This window comes from Roseibium sp. JB4-4 (assembly GCF_055693425.1).
This window is the reverse complement of sequence record NZ_CM146333.1, coordinates 5,853,534-5,874,726: the sequence shown is the minus strand read 5'-3', so window position 1 is coordinate 5,874,726 and position 21,193 is coordinate 5,853,534. Positions and strand designations below refer to the sequence as shown.

Sequence of the window (21,193 nt, the reverse complement as noted above, 5' to 3'; positions counted from 1 at the left end):
TGCCCCAAGTGCGCCTGCTCACACAAAAGAACGAACCGCGCAATCGCAAGCCTAGCCGAGCGGAGTTCTCAATAAAAGGGTAGCTCTCGCAAAAAGTGGAGCAGAAAATGGTTCAATGCCTGTCTTCACACCCAAATTGATATCGATAGGACACTTTCTTTCACCCGTTCACCCAATTCTTCACTGGACAGAACATGGCTGCCTTTGAATGATGCACCCTGTAATTGTTGACAAGATCAGGACGCACCATGTCGAAGCCATTTCAAGCCGAAGACCACGTTGCTCACATGGAGCAAGCCCTTGGCCTCACGATTGAGGATGATTGGCGCCCTGTCGTGGCAATGCACATTACTGCAATTGAAAAAGCTGCACAGTCCGTTCTTGAGTTTCCCCTGGAAGACAACATTGAAGCAGCACCGGTGTTTCGTCCATGAGTGCTGAACAAAACGCGCTTCGTTCCTGGACGGCGACCCAGATTGCGGATGGGGTATCATCCGGCAATATCAAGGCACTTGAGGTCACCCATGCCGCCTTAAAGGACCTTGAGGTCCTGAACCCCAAAATCAATGCTTTCACGCAGACCACACCGGAACGCGCGCTAGCCGAGGCCAGAAACGTTGATGACGCCATTCAATCCGGAGCACATTTGCCGCTCGCAGGCGTGCCCTATGCCGTCAAAAATCTTTACGGCATCAGAGGCATAACCACACGAGCCGGCGCAAAAGTCACGCAAGAAAATGCACCCGAAAGCAACGATGCCACGCTCGTCAACAAACTTCACTCCGCCGGCGCCGTCCTCGTTGGAGCAACGCATATGGGTGAGTATGCCTACGATTTCACCGGTGAAAATGCGCACGACGGTAACTGCTTGAACCCACACAATACGGCTCACATGACCGGAGGCTCATCCTCAGGGTCCGCAGCGGCAACAGCATCGGGCATCGTTCCATTCGCGATGGGTTCAGACACGAATGGTTCTATTCGGGTGCCGGCTTCCTTTTGTGGCCTCTTCGGACTGAAACCCACTTATGGAAGGTTGAGCCGGGCCGGAACCTATCCGTTTGTCGGCAGTTTCGATCACCTCGGCCCCCTCACCCGCTCTGCGGAAGATCTGGCTTTGATATTTGATGTGCTTCAGGGGCTGGATCGGGCTGACCCTGCACAAACGGACCACCCTGAAATCGAGACGCATCAACGATTGAACGAAGGTGTCGACCAGCTGAGAGTGGCAGTCGCGGGAGGTTACTTTCGCGAAAATCTCCTGCCTGCTGCGCTTGACGCAGTCGATCTGGTCGCAAAGGCCTTGGGGGCAAGCCACGAAATCGATATTCCCGAAGCAGCGAGGGCACGGGCGGCGGCGTATGTAATCACCGCCGCGGAAGGGTCGACATTACATCTCAAACGGATCCGTGAACGACCACAGGATTTTGACCCCGAGACGCGGGACAGATTTATTGCTGGTACTATGGTGCCAGCGATCTGGGTCCAGCAAGCTCAACGCTTTCGCAGCTGGTTCCGCGACATGATGCACGGCCTGTTTGACAAGGTCGACATTCTGATCGCCCCAGCAACGCCATTTCAAGCACTCCCCTCAGGCACAAAAACTTTCACGCTCAACGGCGAAACAGTCCCGGCACGCCCTAACATCGGTATCTTTACCCAGCCGATTTCCTTTATCGGCCTTCCGGCTGTCACTGTGCCTATTTGGCTGGATGGCGAAGACTTGCCCATCGGCGTTCAGCTGATAGCGCCCGCCTGGCGGGAAGATCTGGCCTTGAGGGTCGCACACCATCTTGAAAAAGCCGGCACGGCCCGAGCTCCGATTGCAAATCTGGGCGTGTGAAGGGCATGGGAAATCTGAGGCTTCTCCGTCGCAGCAGCGACATATGAGACAGCTAATAGGACCAGTAGCAACTACACAGAAAAGGGTCGTTGGCGACCATTGACGGCGAAACCACTGCCGACTCGCGCAGCGCAGGAAAAGACATGAGTAAATTCAAAGCCGTTGTGTTCGATTGGGCTGGCACAATGATCGATTTCGGGTCCTTTGCCCCGATGGGCGTCTTTATCAAGGCGTTTGAACACTTCGGGATAAATGCATCAATCGAACAGGCACGTGAACCTATGGGCAGACCCAAGTGGGATCACATTCGCTCAATGATGGACGATCCTGAAATCGCCGCACAGTGGAACAACAGGTTCGGCCAGATGCCAACTGATGCTGATGTCGATAGGGTCTATGAGGTTTTTGTCCCGATGAACGAAGAAGTCGTGGCAGATTATGCAGATCTCGTCCCCGGCGCGGCCGACGTGGTAAAAACTCTTCGCGACAAAGGCCTCAAGATAGGCTCAACCACCGGCTATACGCGTTCGATTATGGAACGGGTCATTCCTGTGGCGGCCGCGCAAGGTTATGAACCGGACAATCTGGTGTGCTCTGATGATCTACCAGAAGGAAGACCCGGTCCACTCGGCATGTATCAATGCTTTGTGGATCTTGTGGCCTATCCGCCAGGCGCGGTCATAAAAGTGGACGATACCGAACCAGGGATAGCTGAAGGCGTTTCAGCAGGATGCGTTACGGTCGGGCTTGCTTTGTCCGGGAACTATGCGGGAAAGACCGCGGATCAGCTTGCCGAGCTGTCAGATCCGGAGATTGAGGCTCTAAGAGGCTTTGCAACTGAAAAACTGAAGTCAGCCGGCGCGGATCACGTAATCGATACGGTTGCGGACTTGCCGGACTTGATTGTTTCACTTGAGCGCGAATAAAAGCCCGGTGCTCTTTCACGCTGAAAGGTTCCCGAATTTTCAATCAACGGCACGAGGCCACTTTCGCGTTGGGCCACTTTTCAGCAGCACAAAACGGTCTGAGCGAGGGCGCATTTGCCGGTGCCTCCTGAAAAACATGCCGCGCGGTTTGAATTCAAGTCCCGTTAAGGCGTCTTGTCCAAGATGCCCTCGAACAGGATCAACCATGACAAGATTTTTCTTGCGGATATTGACCGCATTTCAAAAGCCGTTTCGGCTCACTCCGCTCGCATTTGTTCTGTTGATTGCAACTGGTCTTGCCATTCCGGCTTCCTTTGCACAAACGGATCGAAGACTTGAGGTAATCGACAGCAAGGAAGACCCCTGGCCTTCTATCGGGCGGGTCAATGTCGCCGGTTACAGAACCACCTCCATGTGCACTGGCACCTTGATTGCACCCAACCTTGTCCTCACAGCCGCACATTGCTTTTACGACAAGCGAACCCTCAAGCCATTTCCAACGAAAGACGTCCTTTTCATCGCCGGTGTACGCCGGGACGAATTTGCCGCACGGTTGGAGGCCGCCTGTCTATTGACCGCAAAGGGATACCAGCCCAAGAAGCAACCACAGCTGCGCGATGTGAGATTTGACATCGGCCTCATCGTGCTGAAGCAAAGGAGCGACCTTCACCCGATTGCACCTCTTGAGATCGCTGAGGCCAAATCTCTATCGAAAGAAACACGCTTTCAATCTGCTGGATATCGCCGTAGCCGACGGTATCTGCCAACACTGGTGAAGGACTGCAAGGTTCTTGGAACAAGGGAAGACAGCTGGGTTACCAATTGCCCTTCAGAGAGTGGGGCATCTGGTGGACCATTCCTTGCGGAAACGGATAAAGGCCCCAGGGTTGCAGGTGTCATGTCTGCAAAACTCAACGAGGAACGGTCCGTCATTGTTCCTTTTCTGGAATGGCAGGACCTTCTGAAAAACCCAAGCTGCACAGTCGATCCGGCAGTAAAGTCTTCAAACGAAAGCCAGAACTGAGAAAATTTCGCTACCGCTTCTTAAAAAGCCGGGTAAGGTAAAGTCCGATTTTCGTCTGACACGATTTCGCAAAGCGGGTCTACGCCGCCTTGACGCTTAGTTATTTGGGCCAATGAACCATTCCTCACATATTCCGCAATCTTCCAGTCATCGACCTGTTTCTATGGCGAAACTTGGCTTTGTTGCCAGCGACACCGAGGAAGCACAAAAGGCACAGGAAGATCTGTCAGCGCGCTACGGCGGTGTACCGGCTCATGATGCCGACGTCATAGTCGCCCTTGGCGGAGACGGCCTTATGCTGCAAACGCTCCATGAGCACATGGGCAGTGGCAAACCTATCTACGGCATGAACCGTGGCTCTGTCGGTTTTCTGATGAATGAGTACCGCGAAGATCAACTGCTTGAACGGCTATCAAAAGCTGACGTGACAACCATCCGTCCGCTGGAAATGACCGCGACAGCGAATGATGGGACGATCCACAAAGCCCAGGCGATCAACGAAGTGTCACTGCTGCGGCAAACCTCTCAAGCGGCACGCCTGAAGGTCTCCGTAGATGCCCGGTTGCGTCTGGAAGAATTGATCTGCGATGGCATTCTGGTCGCGACTCCGGCAGGCAGCACTGCCTATAACTTGTCCGCGCACGGGCCGATCCTCCCGATAACCGCGCAACTCCTGGCCTTGACCCCTATCAGTGCCTTTCGGCCCCGCCGCTGGCGTGGTGCACTTTTGCCAAATCGGGCGCGGGTCGACATCGAAATCCTGGATCCCAAAAAGAGACCGGTCAGCGCCTCGGCGGATCATACCGAAATCCGCCACGTCACCCACGTGTCAGTGTGTGAATCGACAGAAGCCGTGGGCGTGATCATGTTCGATTCCGATCACGGCTGGGATGAGCGTATTCTGACGGAGATGTTCCGCTATTGACGGGGATTCTTCTGATTCGCGCCAGAACGGCAACTGACTGTTAAGTATGAATGCCCATACTTGCGCGTATCATTTGCCGGCATCGCGATAAGGACGAACGCTGCAATGGCCAACGACGCCAAAGATCAGAATTATGAGATCGTGTCGCCACCGACGGATCTGCGCAGCAAGGTTCGGGAACTATCTCCCCGCGAGGCCAAAAAGTTTGACCCGGTCAAGGCAGCCGAAGCAGCATTGAACCGTCTTTCCTCTCACTTTGGCGGATGGATGGACAACGAGACCGTAGCGCTTAACGGCGCTTGGGAAAATGTTCAGGCCAACGGGATTTCAGAAGAAACCATCGAGCCACTTTTTCAGGCGGCACATAACATCAAGGGTCAGGCCCTGACACTCGGTTTTCCGCTCGTTGGGCAGGTCGCCGCGGGCTTTTGCCAGCTGATTGAGAACGTCCCCTCGCCTGACGTCTTGCCGACTGAACTTGCCGGACGTTATGTCGAAGCGATCCGGGCAATGGTCATGGAAGGCGCTAAGAACGATGACAACAAAACCGGCGTAGCGCTCCTGGAAACACTTCAAAGCGTCACCGACGCCTATCTCGCACAGTTCCCGACCAAGACAGACGAAGACTGATTGGCACAACGCCCGGAATTTGACACAAATCTACCCGCCCAATAAGCTTTAATGCTTATGGGAGGCGCGCTTTTGAAGCACTTTCTGACAATATTTTTTTATTTTGTTTTGTTTCTTGGGTCTGCTTTCGCCGAGCGGCGTGTGGCCTTGGTCATTGGGAATTCAGACTATCAGAACGTCCCTCGGCTTCAGAACCCCAAGAACGATGCAGATGGCATGAGCAGGAAGCTTACAAGCCTCGGCTTTGAAGTAACCACCGGCATCGATCTGAGCCTCACCGAGATGCGAACCACCATTCATTCTTTTGTAAAAAATCTTAAGGGAGCCGACCTAGCTTTGTTCTTCTACGCTGGGCATGGTTTGCAGATTAACGGATCCAACTATCTTGTGCCGACCGACGCCCAACTTGGTTCCTATCTAGATCTTGAATTCGAGGCGATGCCAGCCAACCTGATCCTGAGCGCAATGGAGCGCAGCGCCAGTGTGAACCTCGTTTTTCTTGATGCTTGCCGCGACAATCCTCTTGCGGAAAACCTCGCTCGATCGATGGGTACACGATCCGGGTCAGTCGGCAAAGGACTGGCAAAAATTGGGTCTGGCGTGGGCACATTAATTTCCTTCGCAACCCAGCCTGGAAACGTTGCTCTGGATGGTCGCGGTGCCAACAGCCCCTTTACGAATTCATTGTTGAAGCACCTTGGTACACCCGGACTTGATATCACGCGTGAGCTCGTTCTAGTTCGCCGTGATGTGTTGGCCGCAACAAACGGCAAACAAGTACCATGGGAGAACTCTTCACTCACAGGTGAAGTCATTTTGAGACAACAAGATCCGCAAATTCCAATTGAACCCAAAGTGGATCCACAAGTCGAACTAACTTTTTGGAATTCGATCAAAGACAGCAAATCCGCTGCGTATTTCAAGTCTTATTTGAAGCGATATCCCGAGGGCCAATTTGCAGAGATCGCAAATCTTCGTATTCAAGAAATCAAAGACCAAAAAGCAGACGAAATCAGAGCACACGACAACCAAAGAGACGCAATAGAAGTCGCTTATTGGCAATCTATTCAAAATGCCATCGAACCAGCGATGTTTGAGAGCTACCTCGGCAAGTACCCCGAGGGTGTCTATGCGCATTTAGCGAGATTAAAAATCGCCGCGCTTAATAAACAGAACATCGCACATTTACAAGAGAAAGCGCTAAGTGCTCCGTCGCAAGGTTCAGGTCCCGCAGAACCGTTGTCGCCTGCTGCACCTATTGAAAGCACACATCAAGCTGCAAGCCTTCCGGCACTGAATGCACCCCAAGCGCCACAAGTCGAGTTTTCAGAGAAGCAGACGGACACCAAAGAATTGGCAAGAGCCATGCAGATCGAGTTGAATCGTCTTGGGTGCTCTGTCGGTCAGGTAGACGGAATTTGGGGCAAACGCAGCAAAAACGCCCTTAAGACCTATACGAAGGAAGCAGGATTCGAGTTTTCCTCTTTAGATCCAAGTCCCGACTCTTTGGAAAAACTAACTCAGTCAAAAGGCCGTGTTTGCCCACTGGTGTGCGGACGCTCGCATGAGCTAAGGAATGGCAAGTGCGTTGCTGTAAAGGAGCCAGCTTTTAGCAAACCCGAGACAAGAAAAAATGAGAAAACGACAAAATCAGCAAGCAGCTGCCCCAGCGATCCCACGGCCGATTCATTTCGCTATCGTGCTAGGCGACAACCGGGAAGTGACAGCCGCTACTACACGCATCCATGCGGGCGAAGCGCCCACTGCACTTCACAAGCCAATCTTCCAAGAAAGTGTTTCTGGCAATAGAAACAATTGAAGGATCACGCGGCGGCAGTGATGGCCAAACCGCTGTTTTTGACCAGCAACCTTGCTTCAAGCCTCGCTACGTCAATCGCGAACCGGCGCAGGAATGCCGTGACGTCTTCATCCGCGCCAAGCGAACCGTCCTGCATTTCAGCAAGAAGTGTTTCGGTCAGCATCCGGGCCTCATCCAAAGCCAGATCATAAGTGAAATCAGCTTCGGCCTTGCGCGCAACGTCGATAGCCAACAGGAACGCACTGTGAGATCTGAGTGGAAGGCCAGCCTTGCGAAGCACGGCCTGCAATGCGGACCGGCGAACGGTCATCAAAAGCCTGCAAAGCCTCGGCAAAGGCACCTGCCCCAAATTGGCCAGCGCCGCAGCGAAGAACCTTAACCGACCACAGCAGACCGCACGCAGCAAAAGTCGTGTGGTCAGTTTTTCATTCACACGCAGATGCTCGACAAACTCCGGCAGGTCTTCAACGCCCGCTTCGAGCGCAAGCCGGAGCACGACCTTGTCTTCTGCATCGCTCAAGAAAGTATGCCGCTGGTTCTCAGGCACCCTTTCCAGCACGATCGGATGATCATCCAGATTTTCTGCAAGATGCATCAGGAGCTCGTAACGCATTGCCAACGGCAGATCGCGGGTTCGCAGAAGTTGATCGCAAATATCCGGCCGGTCTTCAAAACGTTTGGCAAGCCTTAAAAGCGACGATTGAAGAACATGTGCGTTGGCATTTTGAAGCAAGGAACGGCATGCCGGCTCACTGCCGACCTCGCAGATGGCTGCGCTGATGCTTGCCGACAGATCGCTCCGCGAAGCGATTGCACACTGAACGGCATCGCTGCCCTCAGCAAGAAGGTCGACAAGCTCCGCTTCCGAAAGCATAGGCGACGACTTCAATATGGGAATTGCGACTTCGTCGACATCGCTGGCCAGGCAACGGATGACATGACCGGGCGCATGTTCGCTGGACGCGAGAATATTCGCGATCGCCTTTCGGACAGACCGGCTGGGGTCATCCAGCAGAATTGTCAGTGCGGCAGCCATACTGGTCCGCTCCTGGCTGCCCATTTCGGCGTCCAGATATCGCTGCGCAAACTCTTGCGCGGCCTGAATGTCCAAGGTGCAGTCATTGTCATCGTTCAGCTGCAGAATGTCGTGTACGGTCATGGCGGTAAAACAATCTTCCCAAGTGTCAGATACATCCTGACATCAAAGGCTTAACGATCGGTTCACCATAATTTTGACAATAACCGGCATCTTCACGCCGGCGGCAGGAGGTCTTTTTGCTCTTCTTCCGCCTTGAGCCTCAAAAAGCGGGTCAAATCCAACGGTCCACCCTGGTCGGCCAAGGCCAGCTCCTGGGCCGCGACCTGGTTCGATGTGCCTGACAATGCACTGAAGCGCTCCGCTTCCTCAACGGCCGCAAATGCTGAGGCGAATCTCGGATTGACACCGGCTTGTTTAGAAGCTTCGTCGTTTCGGAACAGGGCCTCAAACGGGTTCAAGGTTTCGGCGGCCTGGAAGGCTGACAACACACGTGAATTGGCGGCCTCTCCATTGGAAGGGTTTATCGAGGCGTCTTTCGGGTCGTGCGGAGCCGGTCTGGCACCTGCTGCTGCAACAACCTGCTCCTGCAAGAAGACAGCGCTCGGCGAGGCCTGGTTCGTTTCACCCGTCAGGCTATCCGGTATCGACAGCTTTGCCTTTGCAAGCTCGACCGGGTTGTTCTCGGGAAGTGCTGGAACGCCCTGCTCAGACGCGGCAAGCTGCGGCGCTATTTGCGGTTTGCCCCGCATCGCGAAGGCAGCAGCCGGGTCTCCGGCAAGGTGATCGATCTGCTGCAGATTGAGGGAGGGAAGATTTTGGACAGGTTTGGCATTCGGCAGGGTTGCCACCTGTGTCAACGCTCCGGATGTCCTCAGGTTTTTCTTCCCACTCACCTCGGCAATCATCGTTACGGCATCATGTTTTGAAACGATGACTTCGTAAACTTCCTGCATCGACCGTGCCGTACCGTTCCGATTGTAGAAGATCGGCTTGTTGGCTCTAGCCTGAGCTGAGAAGACAGAATCCGCACGCGTGTTTGGATTGGCGTTGGTCGCATCAATGAGCTTGCTGGCACCGTGCGCACCCAGGAAGTGCGCCATGTAGAGCTCGCCGTCCGTAGGCGATCGACCGATCTTCTGCTCAAGGTATTGAGAATTCTTTTGCGTCAAAGCACCGGCCATCATCGACGAGATTTCCGGATCCTTTCTCAGATCCAGGATTTCGCGGCGCATATTGGCATCGCTTACGTAGTACTTCCCGCTTTTGGACCGCTTGATATGTTCAGAGTAGTTTTCCAATCCGTGCTTGGGTCCAGCTTCCTTCATTGTTTCCAACCAGGTGGATTCAATGAACTGAAACAGACCTGTCGCACTCGAAGTCTTGGCCTTCGCAGACGGATTGAAAGAAGACTCTCGCGCGGCCGTTTTTACCAGATAGTCGAATGACGTACCTGTTGAAGTACTCGCAGACTGAAACGCAAGCTCGATCCGAGACGCGACCGAGGTAGTGTCAGCGACATGCATGACCCTGTCTCCTCGACGGAACTGATTTATTACTTTGTTAACTTTCGCGCCGAAAAGGTTAACAAAACCTTAACAAGTCACAGCCAAGTGTGCTTACAACTTCTGACTTCGGCTTTTTCTGACAAAGTTGAGCAGTTCCGCTGAAATTGGCGTTGGTACATGTGGAAATTCAGCCAAAACCTAGAGTTTTCTTTGGATATCCAGCTCAAATCTTCGACTCAACTCAAGCCTGATAGCGCTCCTTTGCGTGAGTCGGCAACCGGAAATGAAAAAGGCGCCGCTGCAGCCGGCGCCTTTTCAAACAATAGTTGCGACTTCAGGTCTTGGGACGCCCCATCTCAAACACTTTCTCGATGACCGCATAGTCCATGTAACCGAGCCGCGAGAGCGGTTTGTACCGCGTAACATCCACCCTCCCGTCGACAATGATACTGTCGTCGATGTGAACACCAACGACCTGACCGAATACCACCCAGCTGTCGGCCTCCTTGCCATCAAGTCCCTTCATTTGAAGGGTCTGCAAGTGCTTGCACTCCAGCGCGGTAACCGCCTTGGCCACTCTTGGCGGACCAACCAGGCGTGAAGGCGCCATTTCAAGGCCCGTCAGATCGAATTCCGACGTCTCATGTGGCACAGCGGCCGAGGACAGGTTCATTTCGTCCCTGAGATCCCAGCTCGCCATATTGCAGACGAACTCGCCGGTGGTATCGACGTTTGCGACGCTGTCCTTGTAGCCGGATGAGGAAAACAAAACGATCGGCGGCCGGTCACATACACAGTTAAAGAAACTGTAAGGCGCTAAATTTGTACGGCCATCCTTGTCCTGTGAAGAAATCCAGCCGATTGGCCGAGGCGCAACAATTGCCTTGAACGGATTATGTGGCAGGCCGTGATCGTTTTTCTCGGTATCGTAAAACATATGGTCAGTCTGCTTGTGTCCAGTTGGAGATCAATTGTGAAAGATCAGGGCGTTGACGCTCAACGGGAGGCTGCGTCGCCGTACCGATATGCACGAAACCCGCAAACCGCTCATTGTCACCGGCGCCCAAATACCGGCTTGCCTCTTCGTCAAACGCGAACCATTCGGTCAACCATTGCGAAACAAATCCTGATGCGGCGGCCGCCGTCACAAGGTTCATGCACACCGCGCCGGCCGAAAGCTGCTGCTCCCAAATGGGTATTTTCGGATGTACGGCTGCGGTGCTGATGACGCCGATGACGAGCGGTGCACGGGTGAATCGGGTCAACTCCTTCTGACGCTGCTCGCCGTCAAGTGGCCCGTTAAGGCTCTCATAGCGCGCAGCCAACCAGGTTCCGATAGCTTCACCCTGCTCGCCCGCATAAAGAACGAAGCGCCAAGGATTCAGTTTGCCGTGGTCCGGAACGCGTGCAGCGATTGTCAACATGTCCTGGATCTGGTCGTCGTCTGGTCCGGGAGACGACATTGTAACAGAAGGATGAGACCTTCTTTGCCGCAGAAACGAGAGAGTTTCCGGCGACATTGTGTCTTGATTGGGCATGAACTTATCCTGCTGAGATAGTTTCATTTGCAACTATCAACTAATTGATTAGCCGCAAATGTCAACTTCTATCTGAAACGTCTTGAATTCGCCCGAATTTAAGTCCCATTAGGGGCCGAAATTCAATCCGGTTTATTGAATAAAAATCCGCTGCTTTTTGTTGGCGTTTTCGGCGGATTGAAATGGACCGCTCTCCCAAGCTCCAACAAAAAAAGGCATTGGCGCAGCGGCTTTGGTCCCGACCGGCATCTGCGATTGGAATAAAATGCAAAAGACTGGTAAAACACGTCGAGTCAAAAAGATAATGAAACGGGCATGTTAAAAACACTTATTGTCTCAGGTGTGTACGGTTTGAAGAAACCTGTAGCAGCGGCAGCGCAAGCGATGCTTGTTTGCATGTCGCTCCTGTTTGTTAGCAGTCCCGCTTTTGCACAGACTCAAGACGCTCCCATGCCTCCGGCCATGAAACCGGACCCCAACGCACCCGTTGAGAACCCGATCATTAATTTGCTCGACCGTGCACCCGAGCCGCTGTTTTCGGACGTAATACTTCCTAGCCCATATGCTCCGACGAGATCCTCGGCGACAGACGTCGCAAGCGGTCTTCAGGAAGGCGCGCTCTATCTTATGGCCAAGCTCACCGCTGACGCTAAGCCGCTCTATGATGGCCTGATCTGGCGGATCTACTCCGAGACGACAAATACGGATGGACGGCTGCAACTTGTGGCAACACACAAGGGCGGTGACGCGGAGTTTCGCCTCGAGCCGGGCTCCTATCTCATCCACACCGCCTACGGCTATGCCCAATCCACCAACAGGATCATGATTGGCAAGGAAGTCCAGTCAAAGATGGTGACGCTGAATGCAGGCGGCATCAAGTTCGGAGCGTCTCTCAAGGACGGTGAAACGATTGATGGCAAACCCGTTTCTTTCGACGTGTATGGACTGGAGTTTGATGAACGCGGCGAACGGGATCTTATTGCCAGTAATGTAAAGCCCGGTTCGATTGTCCGACTGAATGCCGACACTTATCATGTCGTCAGCCGCTACGGTGACGTCAATGCTGTGGTTCGTGCCGATGTCCAGGTTCTTCCTGGAAAACTGACCGAAGCGACGATCTTCCATAAGGCTGCGGGTATTACGCTGAAACTCGTCAACGAACGCGGCGGTGAGGCAATTGCCAACACCACCTGGTCCGTCCTGAGCCCCGGCGGAGATGTTGTCGTTGAAGCGACCGGGGCTTTCCCCGACTTCGTACTGGCGGCTGGAGAGTATGAAGCACTCGCGCGCAACAACGGCCGGACCTATCTTCACACATTCGAAGTCACTCCCGGTGAAGACCGGGAAGTTGAAGTGGTCACATCAGTCAGTGAATTGTCGTCTCAGCAAGCAACGATCAACAACTGAACATCAAAACCGATCTTAATGAAAGTCGGTCATCGGCTGCGCGCTTCTTAAACGCGTCGCCCGAGCAGTTTGCCTACGCTGTCGCCAGGCCCCATCTCCAAAACCTTGGTCTGAAGAAAATCCATGACTTCCTTCTGATCCTTGAAACCTGACATGGTTTCATAGGAAATCGGACTTCCGGCCCGTGCCGTGATCACCGTCCCGAGAATGCGCCTGAACTCACGCACCAGCAGCGACAGGCGCAACGTCAGCGAGTACTTGCTGACCAGATGAAACAGCCAGGAATTCTGCCCCTCGAAATAGAGCGGTAGAACAGTCGCCCGCGATGATCGGATCATCTTGGCCGTAAATGTTTTCCAGGGCAGTTCTTCAGCACGGCCGAACGGCTTGGCTGCGGTCGCGACACCACCACCGGGGAACACGATGATTGTCGTGCCTTCCTGAAGCAGCCTCAGCGCTTCTTTTCGTGTCTGCATATTGGTTTTCAGAGCCTGCTTGGTTTCTTCAAAATCAACAGGCAGAGAAAATGGCCGGACTTCGGGAACCTTCAACAACTCGTTGTTGATGAGGATCTTGAAGGGCCGGTCCAGCTGTTCAGCAAGCGCCAGGATCGCCAGACCATCGCCAATGCCGTAGGGATGGTTCGCAATCAGGACCAGCGGTCCTTGGGGAAGGTTCTTCGGCGGCCATTCGCCATCGGTAACGGCGACATCCAGATTGATCAGTCCAAGCAAATCGTTCCAGATGTAGTCGGACGTCCCGACCATAGTGTGTTTCCACACTTCATAAAGGTCGACAAGCTTGCGACGTCCCGACAATCCCTCAATGGCACGGATGGTCCACCGCTTCAGCGGCGGGTGCTCGGGATTTGCGTAACTGAATTCAGCGTAGTTCACGGCCGTTGTCTTGAACCTGATGGAACCCTGGTAAATCAGAAACCCAATACCAGAAGCTCCGTTTCAACAATGTGACAGCACATTGCCCCAGGGGATACCCCAGCGTAAGGGCAATGTGCAAGCTGTTAGAATCTCCTAGTTAGGAGACAACGCACTAGCGAAGATCCGGCGGTGTTGCTTCCTCGACGAAGGCTGCAACCGCCTCCTCCAGTCCCATGGCCTTCTGGTCCTTGGAACCCAGGCGGCGTATATTTACCGTCTTTTCTTCCGCTTCACGCATGCCGCAAACAATGATTACCGGAACTTTGGCAAGCGAATGTTCGCGAACCTTGTAATTGATCTTTTCATTCCGGAAGTCTGTTTCGACTTTCAGCCCTTTCGACTTCAAAAGATCGGCAACCTCCTGCCCGTAAGCATCGGCCTCTGAAGTAATGGTCGCAACCACGATCTGCAAGGGTGCAAACCAGAGCGGAAAGTGTCCGGCATAGTTCTCGATCAAGATGCCTAGGAAGCGTTCCATCGACCCGCAGATCGCTCTGTGGATCATGACCGGTGTTTTCTTTTCGCCGTTATTATCGACATAGAACGCACCGAAGCGCTCAGGCAGGTTGAAATCCACCTGCGTGGTACCACACTGCCATTCACGGCCGATCGCATCTCGCAAGGTGTATTCGAACTTCGGACCGTAGAATGCGCCCTCACCTGGAAGAATATCGGTTTTCACCCGTCCTTCGGACTCCGCCTCGATCCGCTTCAGCACATCGGCCATGATCGTTTCGGCATGATCCCAGGCTTCATCGGTGCCAACACGTTTTTCTGGACGGGTCGACAGCTTGACAACAATCTCGTCAAATCCGAAGTCCTTATAGACCGAGAGAATGAGATCATTGATCTTCAAGCATTCGTCGGCCATCTGTTCTTCGGTGCAGAAGACGTGAGCATCATCTTGCGTAAACCCTCGAACGCGCATCAACCCATGTAGGGCGCCGGATGGTTCATAGCGGTGCACCACACCAAATTCGGCAAGGCGCAACGGCAGGTCACGATAGCTTTTCAAGCCGTGTTTGAAGATTTGCACGTGCCCTGGGCAGTTCATCGGCTTCAAGGCAAAGACACGGTTGTCCTCGGCTTCAGGGTCGGCGGACTGCACCGAGAACATGTTCTCTTTGTACCAGGTCCAGTGGCCGGATGTTTCCCAAAGCGAAGTGTGCAGAACCTGCGGTGCATTCACTTCCTTATAAGTGTCTCGCAGCACACGGCGTTTATAGGCAATCAGGTTCTGGAACATGTCCCAGCCCTTTGGATGCCAGAAAACGACGCCAGGTCCCTCTTCCTGGAAATGGAACAGATCCATTTCGCGTCCGAGCTTGCGGTGGTCGCGCTTTTCCGCTTCTTCCAGCATGCGAAGGTAGCCTTTCAGCTCCTTCTCATTTTGCCAGGCTGTTGCGTAGATGCGGGACAACATTTCGTTGTTGGAATCACCGCGCCAATAAGCCCCGGCAACCTTCATCAGTTTGAACGCATCGCCGATCTGCTTTGTTGACGCCATATGCGGTCCGCGACACAGATCCAGCCATTGCCCCTGCTTGTAGATCCGGAGCTCCTGATCTTCGGGAATGGCATCGATCAGCTCGACCTTGTAGTGCTCACCCTTCGCGGCAAAGAAAGTTTTTGCGTCTTCGCGGCTCCAGATTTCCTTGGTGAACTGAGCACCGCGACCGATGATCTCACGCATCTTTTTTTCGATGACGGGCAGCTCTTCCGGATGGAAAGGCCAGTCTTCGTTGGAATCTGGTTTGACGCGTTTGAAATCGTAGTAGAAGCCATTCTCGATGACCGGACCGATGGTTACCTGGGTTTCTGGCCACAACTCCTGAACGGCCTCGGCCATGACGTGGGCTGCATCATGCCGGATTAGCTCAAGCGCACGCGGATCTTCGCGAGTTACGATTTCAATCTGATGGTTGGCATCGATCGGATCTGAAAGATCTTTCAGCTCCCCGTCCAGCGTCATTGCGACCGCCTTCTTGGCGAGCGACTTGGAAATGCCTTCGGCGATTGCCAGGCCAGTTGTGCCGGCTTCGTATTCGCGCACGGAATTGTCGGGGAAAGTCAGTTGGATCATCTTTTTCTCCTGCTCACTCCTGCAGACAAGGCAGGTAAGCTTTTCAAAGGTATTTGGATCGCCTGCTGATAGGGGATTCAGGCCGGATCGGCAACCCTTTCCGCTAGGTAGAGGCTTATTCAGTGGCGGCAAGCCGGCAATAGGTTATCAGAGCAGGCTTTGGTCTAGCACCACCCATTTCAATCGCTATCGCGATCAATGACCAAGGGCGGTGGCCGCCGCCGGATCGGCTGCGACTTCACGATAGAGGTGCTTGTTTCCGCCTTGTCTGAAATTTTGTCGAGGATGCCATCAAGGTCTTCGATGCTCGGAACTGCAAGACGCGCAACAAAACAGTCTTCACCCGTCACCTTGTCGCATTCGCAAAACTCGGGGATGTCTTGAATGAGCTGCTGCACAATGTGCAATTTTCCCGGCAATGGCCGGATCCGCACGATTGCCTGGAGACTGTAGCCCAGCGCTTTCAAATCGACCTCTGCTGAAAAACCGCGCACGATGCCACGATCTTGCAATCGGCGGAGCCTCTCCGAAACACCCGGCGAAGACAGGCCCGCATGCGCAGCGAGGTCTTTCAATGACATACGCGCATCGGAAATCAAAGCCTCAACGATTTTTCTGTCCGCCGCATCCAACTTCATTTTCTTCACCTATTTTGACCAAAAACCTTACTTAACAAGATCAGAAACAACATGAACCTAATTTCCATTATATATTCCGTCTATTCACTTTGCCATCCTTGGTAGTGTCAGAACCAAAGGAGACTAGAGTGGACAAAACTCTCCGCGGCGCGGCAGAAATGACGGCGGCCATGACAATTCTGGGAACCATCGGCCTGTTCGTTGTCCTGTCAGGAGAAGGCGCAATTGATGTCGTTTTCTGGCGCTGCGCCTTTGGCGCCCTCACATTGCTGGTCATTTGCTCGGCCCAGGGCTTGCTGCGGGGCCAGCTGACACTCAAGACGCTTTTGATGGCCATGCTCGGCGGATTCTGCGATCGTCGTGAATTGGGCGATGTTGTTCAGTGCGTATGGCGAAGCATCTATCGGGGTCGCTACCGCCGTTTACAACACCCAGCCTTTCATATTGGTGGGTTTTGGAGCCTTGTTCCTGAAGGAACGTATTTCTTCGGCAAAACTTGGTTGGCTTGCGTTCGCATTCTTCGGCGTCCTGTTGATCATTCTGGCCAAACCTGCAACGGCCGACTATATCGGTTCCAATTATGCACTTGGGATTGCCCTGGCCTTGTCAGCGGCGTTTTTCTGGGCGGTAGCCGCTCTTCTCACGAAAAAACTGACTGGTACACCGCCTCAGTTGATTGCCCTGATCCAGGTCAGCGTGGGCATCTTGATGCTTGCACCGTTTGTAAGCTGGTCGGCTTTGCCACAGTCCGGGGCAGCCTGGGCTGCACTTGCAACCCTTGGCATCGTCCATACCGGCATCATGTATGTTTTGATGTATGGCGCGGTCCAGAAACTACCGACCTATTTGCAAGGCGCGTTTTCGTTCCTCTATCCGATTGTCGCGATCCTGGTCGATTACGTCGCTTTCGGTCATCAGTTGCAGGTTCCTCAACTGATCGGCGCTGCTGCAATTGTCCTTTCCGCCATGGGGCTGACCTTTGGCTGGAAACTCTCAATTGGCTGTAGAAAAGGCGAATGCGTATCCTGAAAAGTCAGACTTCGGAATCATACGAGGCGAAATAAGCCGTCAGTCCAGGCGATAGTCATCCGGAATATGACGTCCAGTCCACCGACCGTATCGCCAGGGACACCACCAACTCGCATCTTGAGGCAAGGCATCCGGGATTGGATCAAATCCGGATGCCCCCAGGGATTGCATCTGAGAATGCGTGACAAACCGACCCACCCGCCTGCCCAGAAACCATAACGCCTGATTGACTGCTCGGTGTAGTCCGAGCATGTCGGCGCGTATCGGCAGGATCGCCCCATGACCAGGGAAAGAGAGTGGCGGTAAATCCAGATCAAGCCGATCGCTATCCGGCCGGGCACCGTGAGCGGTTGGGAGGTTTCTTTGTCGGGAGAGACTGGTGAACACATGTCAGCGCATGTGATTGCCCTTAAGCAACCACACTGTCCTGACCCACCTTGGCCTCGATTTGATCAAGGGCGTCGACAACGGCATCAAAGGTCAAAAGCGTCGAGGCATGACGGGCCTTATATTCACGCACTGGCTCGAGAAATTTAAGATCTTCAAAACGTCCGGCCGGCGCTTCGCCTCCCTCCTTCAGCATGGCTCGCATCGTGTCGCGAATACCACGCAATTCATCGGTGCTGGCGCCAATGACATGACGCGCCATGATCGAGGAAGAGGCTTGACCCAATGCGCAGGCTTTTACGTCATGGGCAAAATCCGTCACCACACCGTCTTCGACGCAAAGATCCACAATAACGGTTGACCCACAAAGTTTTGAATGGGCCTTTGCGGTGGCGTGAGGATGCTCAAGACGGCCGATCCGTGGGATATTACCTGCAAGTTCAAGGATCTTTGCGTTGTAAATGTCGTCCAGCATTCTCGCCTCTTCGTGAAAGCCAGTGATCGCGTGCCACATTGATGGCATGGTGCTTTCATATATATAGATCAGTCGCCACGGCAATTTCGCAAGGGGCAGAGTGGTCGCAGTTGGAAATTATGCGTGATGGATGCACGTTTGATACCGACTAAACCCGCTCAGAAACTGTGCGTTCGCTTTTTGTGTGGAGTATGATAATGGACCCGGCTTCAATAGAAAATAGAGGGCCGTCCCTTTGATCTGTGCACAGGCAAGCGCCGTATGACGAGTGAAACGGGTAATTTTGCGAGGATCCCCATGGATGCTGTCCTCAAGCCGGTTGAAAAACCGTTTGAAAGAAAATCGCCGGATCAATTGCACCGGCCAAATCGTGAGGAAGTTGAAGCGGCAGTGCGAACCATTCTTGCCTGGACTGGGGATGATCCGGACCGTGAAGGTCTGGTAGAAACTCCAAAACGGGTCGCCAAGGCACTGAGCCAGCTTTACAGCGGGTATTTTGAAGATCCTGCCGAACATCTTGAGCGTACTTTCGAGGATGTCGGAGGATACAAGGACATTGTACTTGTGAGGGGCATCCCCTTCCATTCGCATTGCGAACATCACATGCTGCCGTTCATCGGCGAGGCCCACATTGCCTACTATCCGGCCGAAGGCGTTGTTGGCCTTTCGAAGCTCGCCCGCGTTGTCGACATTTTTGCAAAGCGTCTGCAAACACAGGAAAACTTGACGGCACAGATCGCATCGGTCATTGACGATGCCCTGGCGCCGCGGGGACTGGCCGTGATGCTGGAAGCTGAACATCAATGCATGACCATGCGCGGCGTTCAGAAACAAGGCGTCTCAACAATTACCACCCAGTTTACCGGAGTATTCCAGGACGACCCGGCCGAGCAGGCCAAATTCATGTCTCTGGTGCGCGGCAAGGGCATTTGACACCAAGGCCCTTGCCAGAATTTTTCTGACAAGGGCTTTTCTCATGACTGACATCGTTTTTTCCGAACGCAGCGACAAGGAAACGGTCGAAACGGGCGATCTTCTGATGCCCAAGTACGACGCCGACGGACTTATCGTTGCCGTGGTAACGGACCATAAGTCCGGCGAAGTTCTGATGGTCGGTTACATGAATGCAGAAGCGCTCAAACGAACGCTTGAAACCGGCGAAGCCTGGTATTGGAGCCGCTCACGTAGAGGCTTCTGGAAAAAGGGTGAAACATCCGGTCAGGTCCAGACCGTTCATGAAATCCTGACCGATTGCGACCAGGATGCCCTGGTTCTGAAGGTGTCGGTCGCCGGCAATGGCGCGACCTGTCACGTCGGTTATCGCTCATGCTTTTTTCGCAAAGTGACCAGCCCGGCATCGGGTAAAGCACGGCTGGAGCGCGTTGAAGCGGAACGTGTTTACGATCCGAACGAAGTTTACGGCAAACACTGACGTTGATCGCAAAAGGCGGGGCGGACATTAGCCCGCTTCCAACGAGGCCTTTGGATCCTTGAAAACATGAAAAACCAGACCTTCGACGCCCTTGCCAAATTCTTTGCGTAGGACTGAAGTCTCCTCTGGTCCATATCTCAACCCCACAGCCTCGACTGTTCGCCCGATATGGTCTGCATTGTGGGCGTAACGCCCGCTAGCGTTCAGTTTGAACGCCTCTTCGCCTGTTTCCAGTACTTCAACACTGGCCACCAAGATGCCTCCCGGCTTCAGTGCCTTTTCGAGCGCTTCAAAAAACGGTGTCAGATCACCCAGATAACAGAGTGTATCCACGCAGACGCATAAATCGAATTGAGTTGGCAGATCTGCATTCAGAAATGCAATCAGTTCTCCCTCCACCAGAAAGTCATATACATTGCGTTGGGCTGCCTTCTGCAACATGCCAGGAGACAGATCCACCCCCGTCAGCCGGCCACTTACATCGCGTATCAAGGGACCGCACAAACCGGTCCCACAACCGAGATCCGCAACATCTGGAAACTGTGCACCGGACTGTGCAGCAAGAAGATTTACGGCATTAGCCACTCTTTGAGGCGTGTTATATTCAAGTATTTCAAGCACTTCATCAAAACTGTCTGAAAAACTGTCGAAATGCGATTTGACATAGTCTTCCGGAACTTGCGCCAGTTTCTCTCCACGCGCAGCTGCCAGGTGAAACTTGAGCGAGGTGTCTTCCGGATTTTGGTCAACCAGTTTTTCCAGATGTTCGGTTGCACGATCCCCATGGCCGAGCTCATGTAAAAACCGCACCGCCCTGACTGCGTGAAAAGGCGATTCGACTCCGAGCGTCAGGCCTTTGTCGAGTGCTTCGGCTGCCTGGTCGAGCATACCCGCCCGCCCTGCAGCCAGACCGAAGATACGCCAGGCATCCCCCTTGTCCGGATATCGGTCCCTCAGATCGGCAAGTCTTCTCAAAAGCTCCTGACTGCGGCCAGCTTCTCCGGCTAAAATTCCAAGGTTGTGCCAAGCGTCCTTTTGGTTCGGATCCAGTTCTACGGCCAAAATATACTCAGCAAACGCTTCCTCCCTGCGGCCGATCAGTTTGAGAATGTTGCCGAGATTGTTCCTGGCAAACGCGTTGTTCTCGTTGACGTGCAAGGAATGCCGTATGAGCGATAGTGCGTCTTCGGGGTCATCTTTTTTGAAAAGCAAAAGTCCGAGGTAATGAAGTCCGTCGGGATGATCCGGATTGGCAGCCAGTACATCCTTGTATGCGGCCAAGGCCTCTTCGCCATTTCCTTCCCGGTGCGCTTCCAAACCTTCTGCAAATCGCGTTTCGATATCCAATGACTTGCCCCCTCAACGGCCACTGACTCGCAACTAGCGGCTCTTGCTCTGCATAACTTTAAGGAAGCTCACAACCGTTCGCTATATTTTCTTTCAAATTGGCGTCTCTGGTTTGAAAAAATCATTCCGAAACAAGTTGAAATAGATGATTTTCTCAAAACTATTGCAGTATAAAAACATGAGTATTTCTCCGCACGTTGGAATACTG

At 53.5% G+C, this 21,193-nt stretch carries 19 protein-coding genes and 2 pseudogenes; 11 read left to right on the top strand and 10 right to left on the bottom strand.

The genetic code is table 11. From position 1 onward, the window contains the following. The first annotated feature begins 248 nt into the window (after window positions 1–248). The 7 genes from ACZ1HV_RS27680 to ACZ1HV_RS27650 all read left to right on the top strand — a co-directional run bounded on the left by ACZ1HV_RS27680 (window position 249) and on the right by ACZ1HV_RS27650 (window position 7,157). A complete protein-coding gene (locus tag ACZ1HV_RS27680) occupies window positions 249–434 on the top strand; it encodes a DUF4089 domain-containing protein (RefSeq protein WP_472716928.1) in 186 nt (61 codons plus the stop codon). Beyond that, on the top strand, window positions 431–1,843 hold the full coding sequence (locus ACZ1HV_RS27675; RefSeq protein ID WP_472716927.1) for an AtzE family amidohydrolase: 1,413 nt from the start codon (window positions 431–433) through the stop codon (window positions 1,841–1,843). Before ACZ1HV_RS27680 ends, ACZ1HV_RS27675 begins: the two co-directional genes overlap by 4 nt. A gap of 143 nt (window positions 1,844–1,986) precedes the next feature. Continuing rightward, a complete protein-coding gene (gene phnX, locus ACZ1HV_RS27670; protein WP_472716926.1) occupies window positions 1,987–2,769 on the top strand; it encodes a phosphonoacetaldehyde hydrolase in 783 nt (260 codons plus the stop codon). Window positions 2,770–2,974: 205 nt separating this feature from the next. Continuing rightward, window positions 2,975–3,793, top strand: a complete 819-nt coding sequence (locus ACZ1HV_RS27665; protein ID WP_472716925.1) for a trypsin-like serine peptidase — start codon at window positions 2,975–2,977, stop codon at window positions 3,791–3,793. 163 nt (window positions 3,794–3,956) lie between these two features. Then, complete coding sequence (locus ACZ1HV_RS27660) at window positions 3,957–4,718, top strand: NAD kinase (protein WP_298818134.1); 762 nt, start codon at window positions 3,957–3,959, stop codon at window positions 4,716–4,718. A gap of 105 nt (window positions 4,719–4,823) precedes the next feature. Next, on the top strand, window positions 4,824–5,348 hold the full coding sequence (locus ACZ1HV_RS27655) for an Hpt domain-containing protein (RefSeq protein ID WP_298818132.1): 525 nt from the start codon (window positions 4,824–4,826) through the stop codon (window positions 5,346–5,348). A 72-nt stretch (window positions 5,349–5,420) separates the two neighbouring features. Further along, entirely contained in the window at window positions 5,421–7,157 is a 1,737-nt protein-coding gene (locus ACZ1HV_RS27650) for a caspase family protein (RefSeq protein ID WP_472716924.1), read from the top strand. 14 nt (window positions 7,158–7,171) lie between these two features. Here ACZ1HV_RS27650 and ACZ1HV_RS27645 read toward each other — a convergent pair whose 3' ends face one another. The 4 genes from ACZ1HV_RS27645 to ACZ1HV_RS27630 all read right to left on the bottom strand — a co-directional run bounded on the left by ACZ1HV_RS27645 (window position 7,172) and on the right by ACZ1HV_RS27630 (window position 11,249). Beyond that, entirely contained in the window at window positions 7,172–8,326 is a 1,155-nt protein-coding gene (locus ACZ1HV_RS27645; protein ID WP_472716923.1) for a DUF2336 domain-containing protein, read from the bottom strand. A gap of 92 nt (window positions 8,327–8,418) precedes the next feature. Beyond that, entirely contained in the window at window positions 8,419–9,729 is a 1,311-nt protein-coding gene (locus ACZ1HV_RS27640; RefSeq protein ID WP_298818125.1) for a transglycosylase SLT domain-containing protein, read from the bottom strand. 316 nt (window positions 9,730–10,045) lie between these two features. Further along, a complete protein-coding gene (locus tag ACZ1HV_RS27635) occupies window positions 10,046–10,648 on the bottom strand; it encodes a flavin reductase family protein (protein WP_472716922.1) in 603 nt (200 codons plus the stop codon). A gap of 4 nt (window positions 10,649–10,652) precedes the next feature. Continuing rightward, complete coding sequence (locus ACZ1HV_RS27630) at window positions 10,653–11,249, bottom strand: nitroreductase family protein (RefSeq protein WP_472716921.1); 597 nt, start codon at window positions 11,247–11,249, stop codon at window positions 10,653–10,655. Window positions 11,250–11,564: 315 nt separating this feature from the next. Between ACZ1HV_RS27630 and ACZ1HV_RS27625 the strand changes: the two genes are divergently transcribed. Then, on the top strand, window positions 11,565–12,656 hold the full coding sequence (locus ACZ1HV_RS27625; protein ID WP_472716920.1) for a hypothetical protein: 1,092 nt from the start codon (window positions 11,565–11,567) through the stop codon (window positions 12,654–12,656). Window positions 12,657–12,703: 47 nt separating this feature from the next. Here ACZ1HV_RS27625 and ACZ1HV_RS27620 read toward each other — a convergent pair whose 3' ends face one another. The 3 genes from ACZ1HV_RS27620 to ACZ1HV_RS27610 form a co-directional block, all read right to left on the bottom strand. Further along, a complete protein-coding gene (locus ACZ1HV_RS27620; RefSeq protein ID WP_472716919.1) occupies window positions 12,704–13,552 on the bottom strand; it encodes a lysophospholipid acyltransferase family protein in 849 nt (282 codons plus the stop codon). A 154-nt stretch (window positions 13,553–13,706) separates the two neighbouring features. Next, window positions 13,707–15,677, bottom strand: coding sequence for a threonine--tRNA ligase (gene thrS / locus ACZ1HV_RS27615; protein WP_298818116.1), 1,971 nt, complete (start codon window positions 15,675–15,677; stop codon window positions 13,707–13,709). A gap of 179 nt (window positions 15,678–15,856) precedes the next feature. After that, complete coding sequence (locus tag ACZ1HV_RS27610; RefSeq protein WP_298818114.1) at window positions 15,857–16,315, bottom strand: Lrp/AsnC family transcriptional regulator; 459 nt, start codon at window positions 16,313–16,315, stop codon at window positions 15,857–15,859. A gap of 128 nt (window positions 16,316–16,443) precedes the next feature. Between ACZ1HV_RS27610 and ACZ1HV_RS27605 the strand changes: the two are divergent. Beyond that, window positions 16,444–17,344: pseudogene (locus tag ACZ1HV_RS27605) on the top strand (DMT family transporter). A 39-nt stretch (window positions 17,345–17,383) separates the two neighbouring features. Here the strand turns inward: ACZ1HV_RS27605 and yidD are convergent. Continuing rightward, a pseudogene (gene yidD / locus ACZ1HV_RS27600) lies at window positions 17,384–17,733 on the bottom strand (membrane protein insertion efficiency factor YidD). A gap of 20 nt (window positions 17,734–17,753) precedes the next feature. Further along, window positions 17,754–18,206, bottom strand: a complete 453-nt coding sequence (locus ACZ1HV_RS27595; protein WP_472718507.1) for an iron-sulfur cluster assembly scaffold protein — start codon at window positions 18,204–18,206, stop codon at window positions 17,754–17,756. Between the two features lie 297 nt (window positions 18,207–18,503). On the opposite strand from ACZ1HV_RS27595, the gene folE reads away from it, so the two are divergent. Next, complete coding sequence (gene folE / locus ACZ1HV_RS27590; RefSeq protein WP_298818108.1) at window positions 18,504–19,139, top strand: GTP cyclohydrolase I FolE; 636 nt, start codon at window positions 18,504–18,506, stop codon at window positions 19,137–19,139. Window positions 19,140–19,182: 43 nt separating this feature from the next. After that, complete coding sequence (gene hisI / locus ACZ1HV_RS27585) at window positions 19,183–19,638, top strand: phosphoribosyl-AMP cyclohydrolase (protein WP_472716918.1); 456 nt, start codon at window positions 19,183–19,185, stop codon at window positions 19,636–19,638. Window positions 19,639–19,665: 27 nt separating this feature from the next. Here hisI and ACZ1HV_RS27580 read toward each other — a convergent pair whose 3' ends face one another. After that, window positions 19,666–20,985: a methyltransferase gene (locus ACZ1HV_RS27580; protein ID WP_472716917.1), complete on the bottom strand. Its 1,320-nt coding sequence runs from the start codon at window positions 20,983–20,985 to the stop codon at window positions 19,666–19,668. Window positions 20,986–21,193 lie beyond the last annotated feature (208 nt).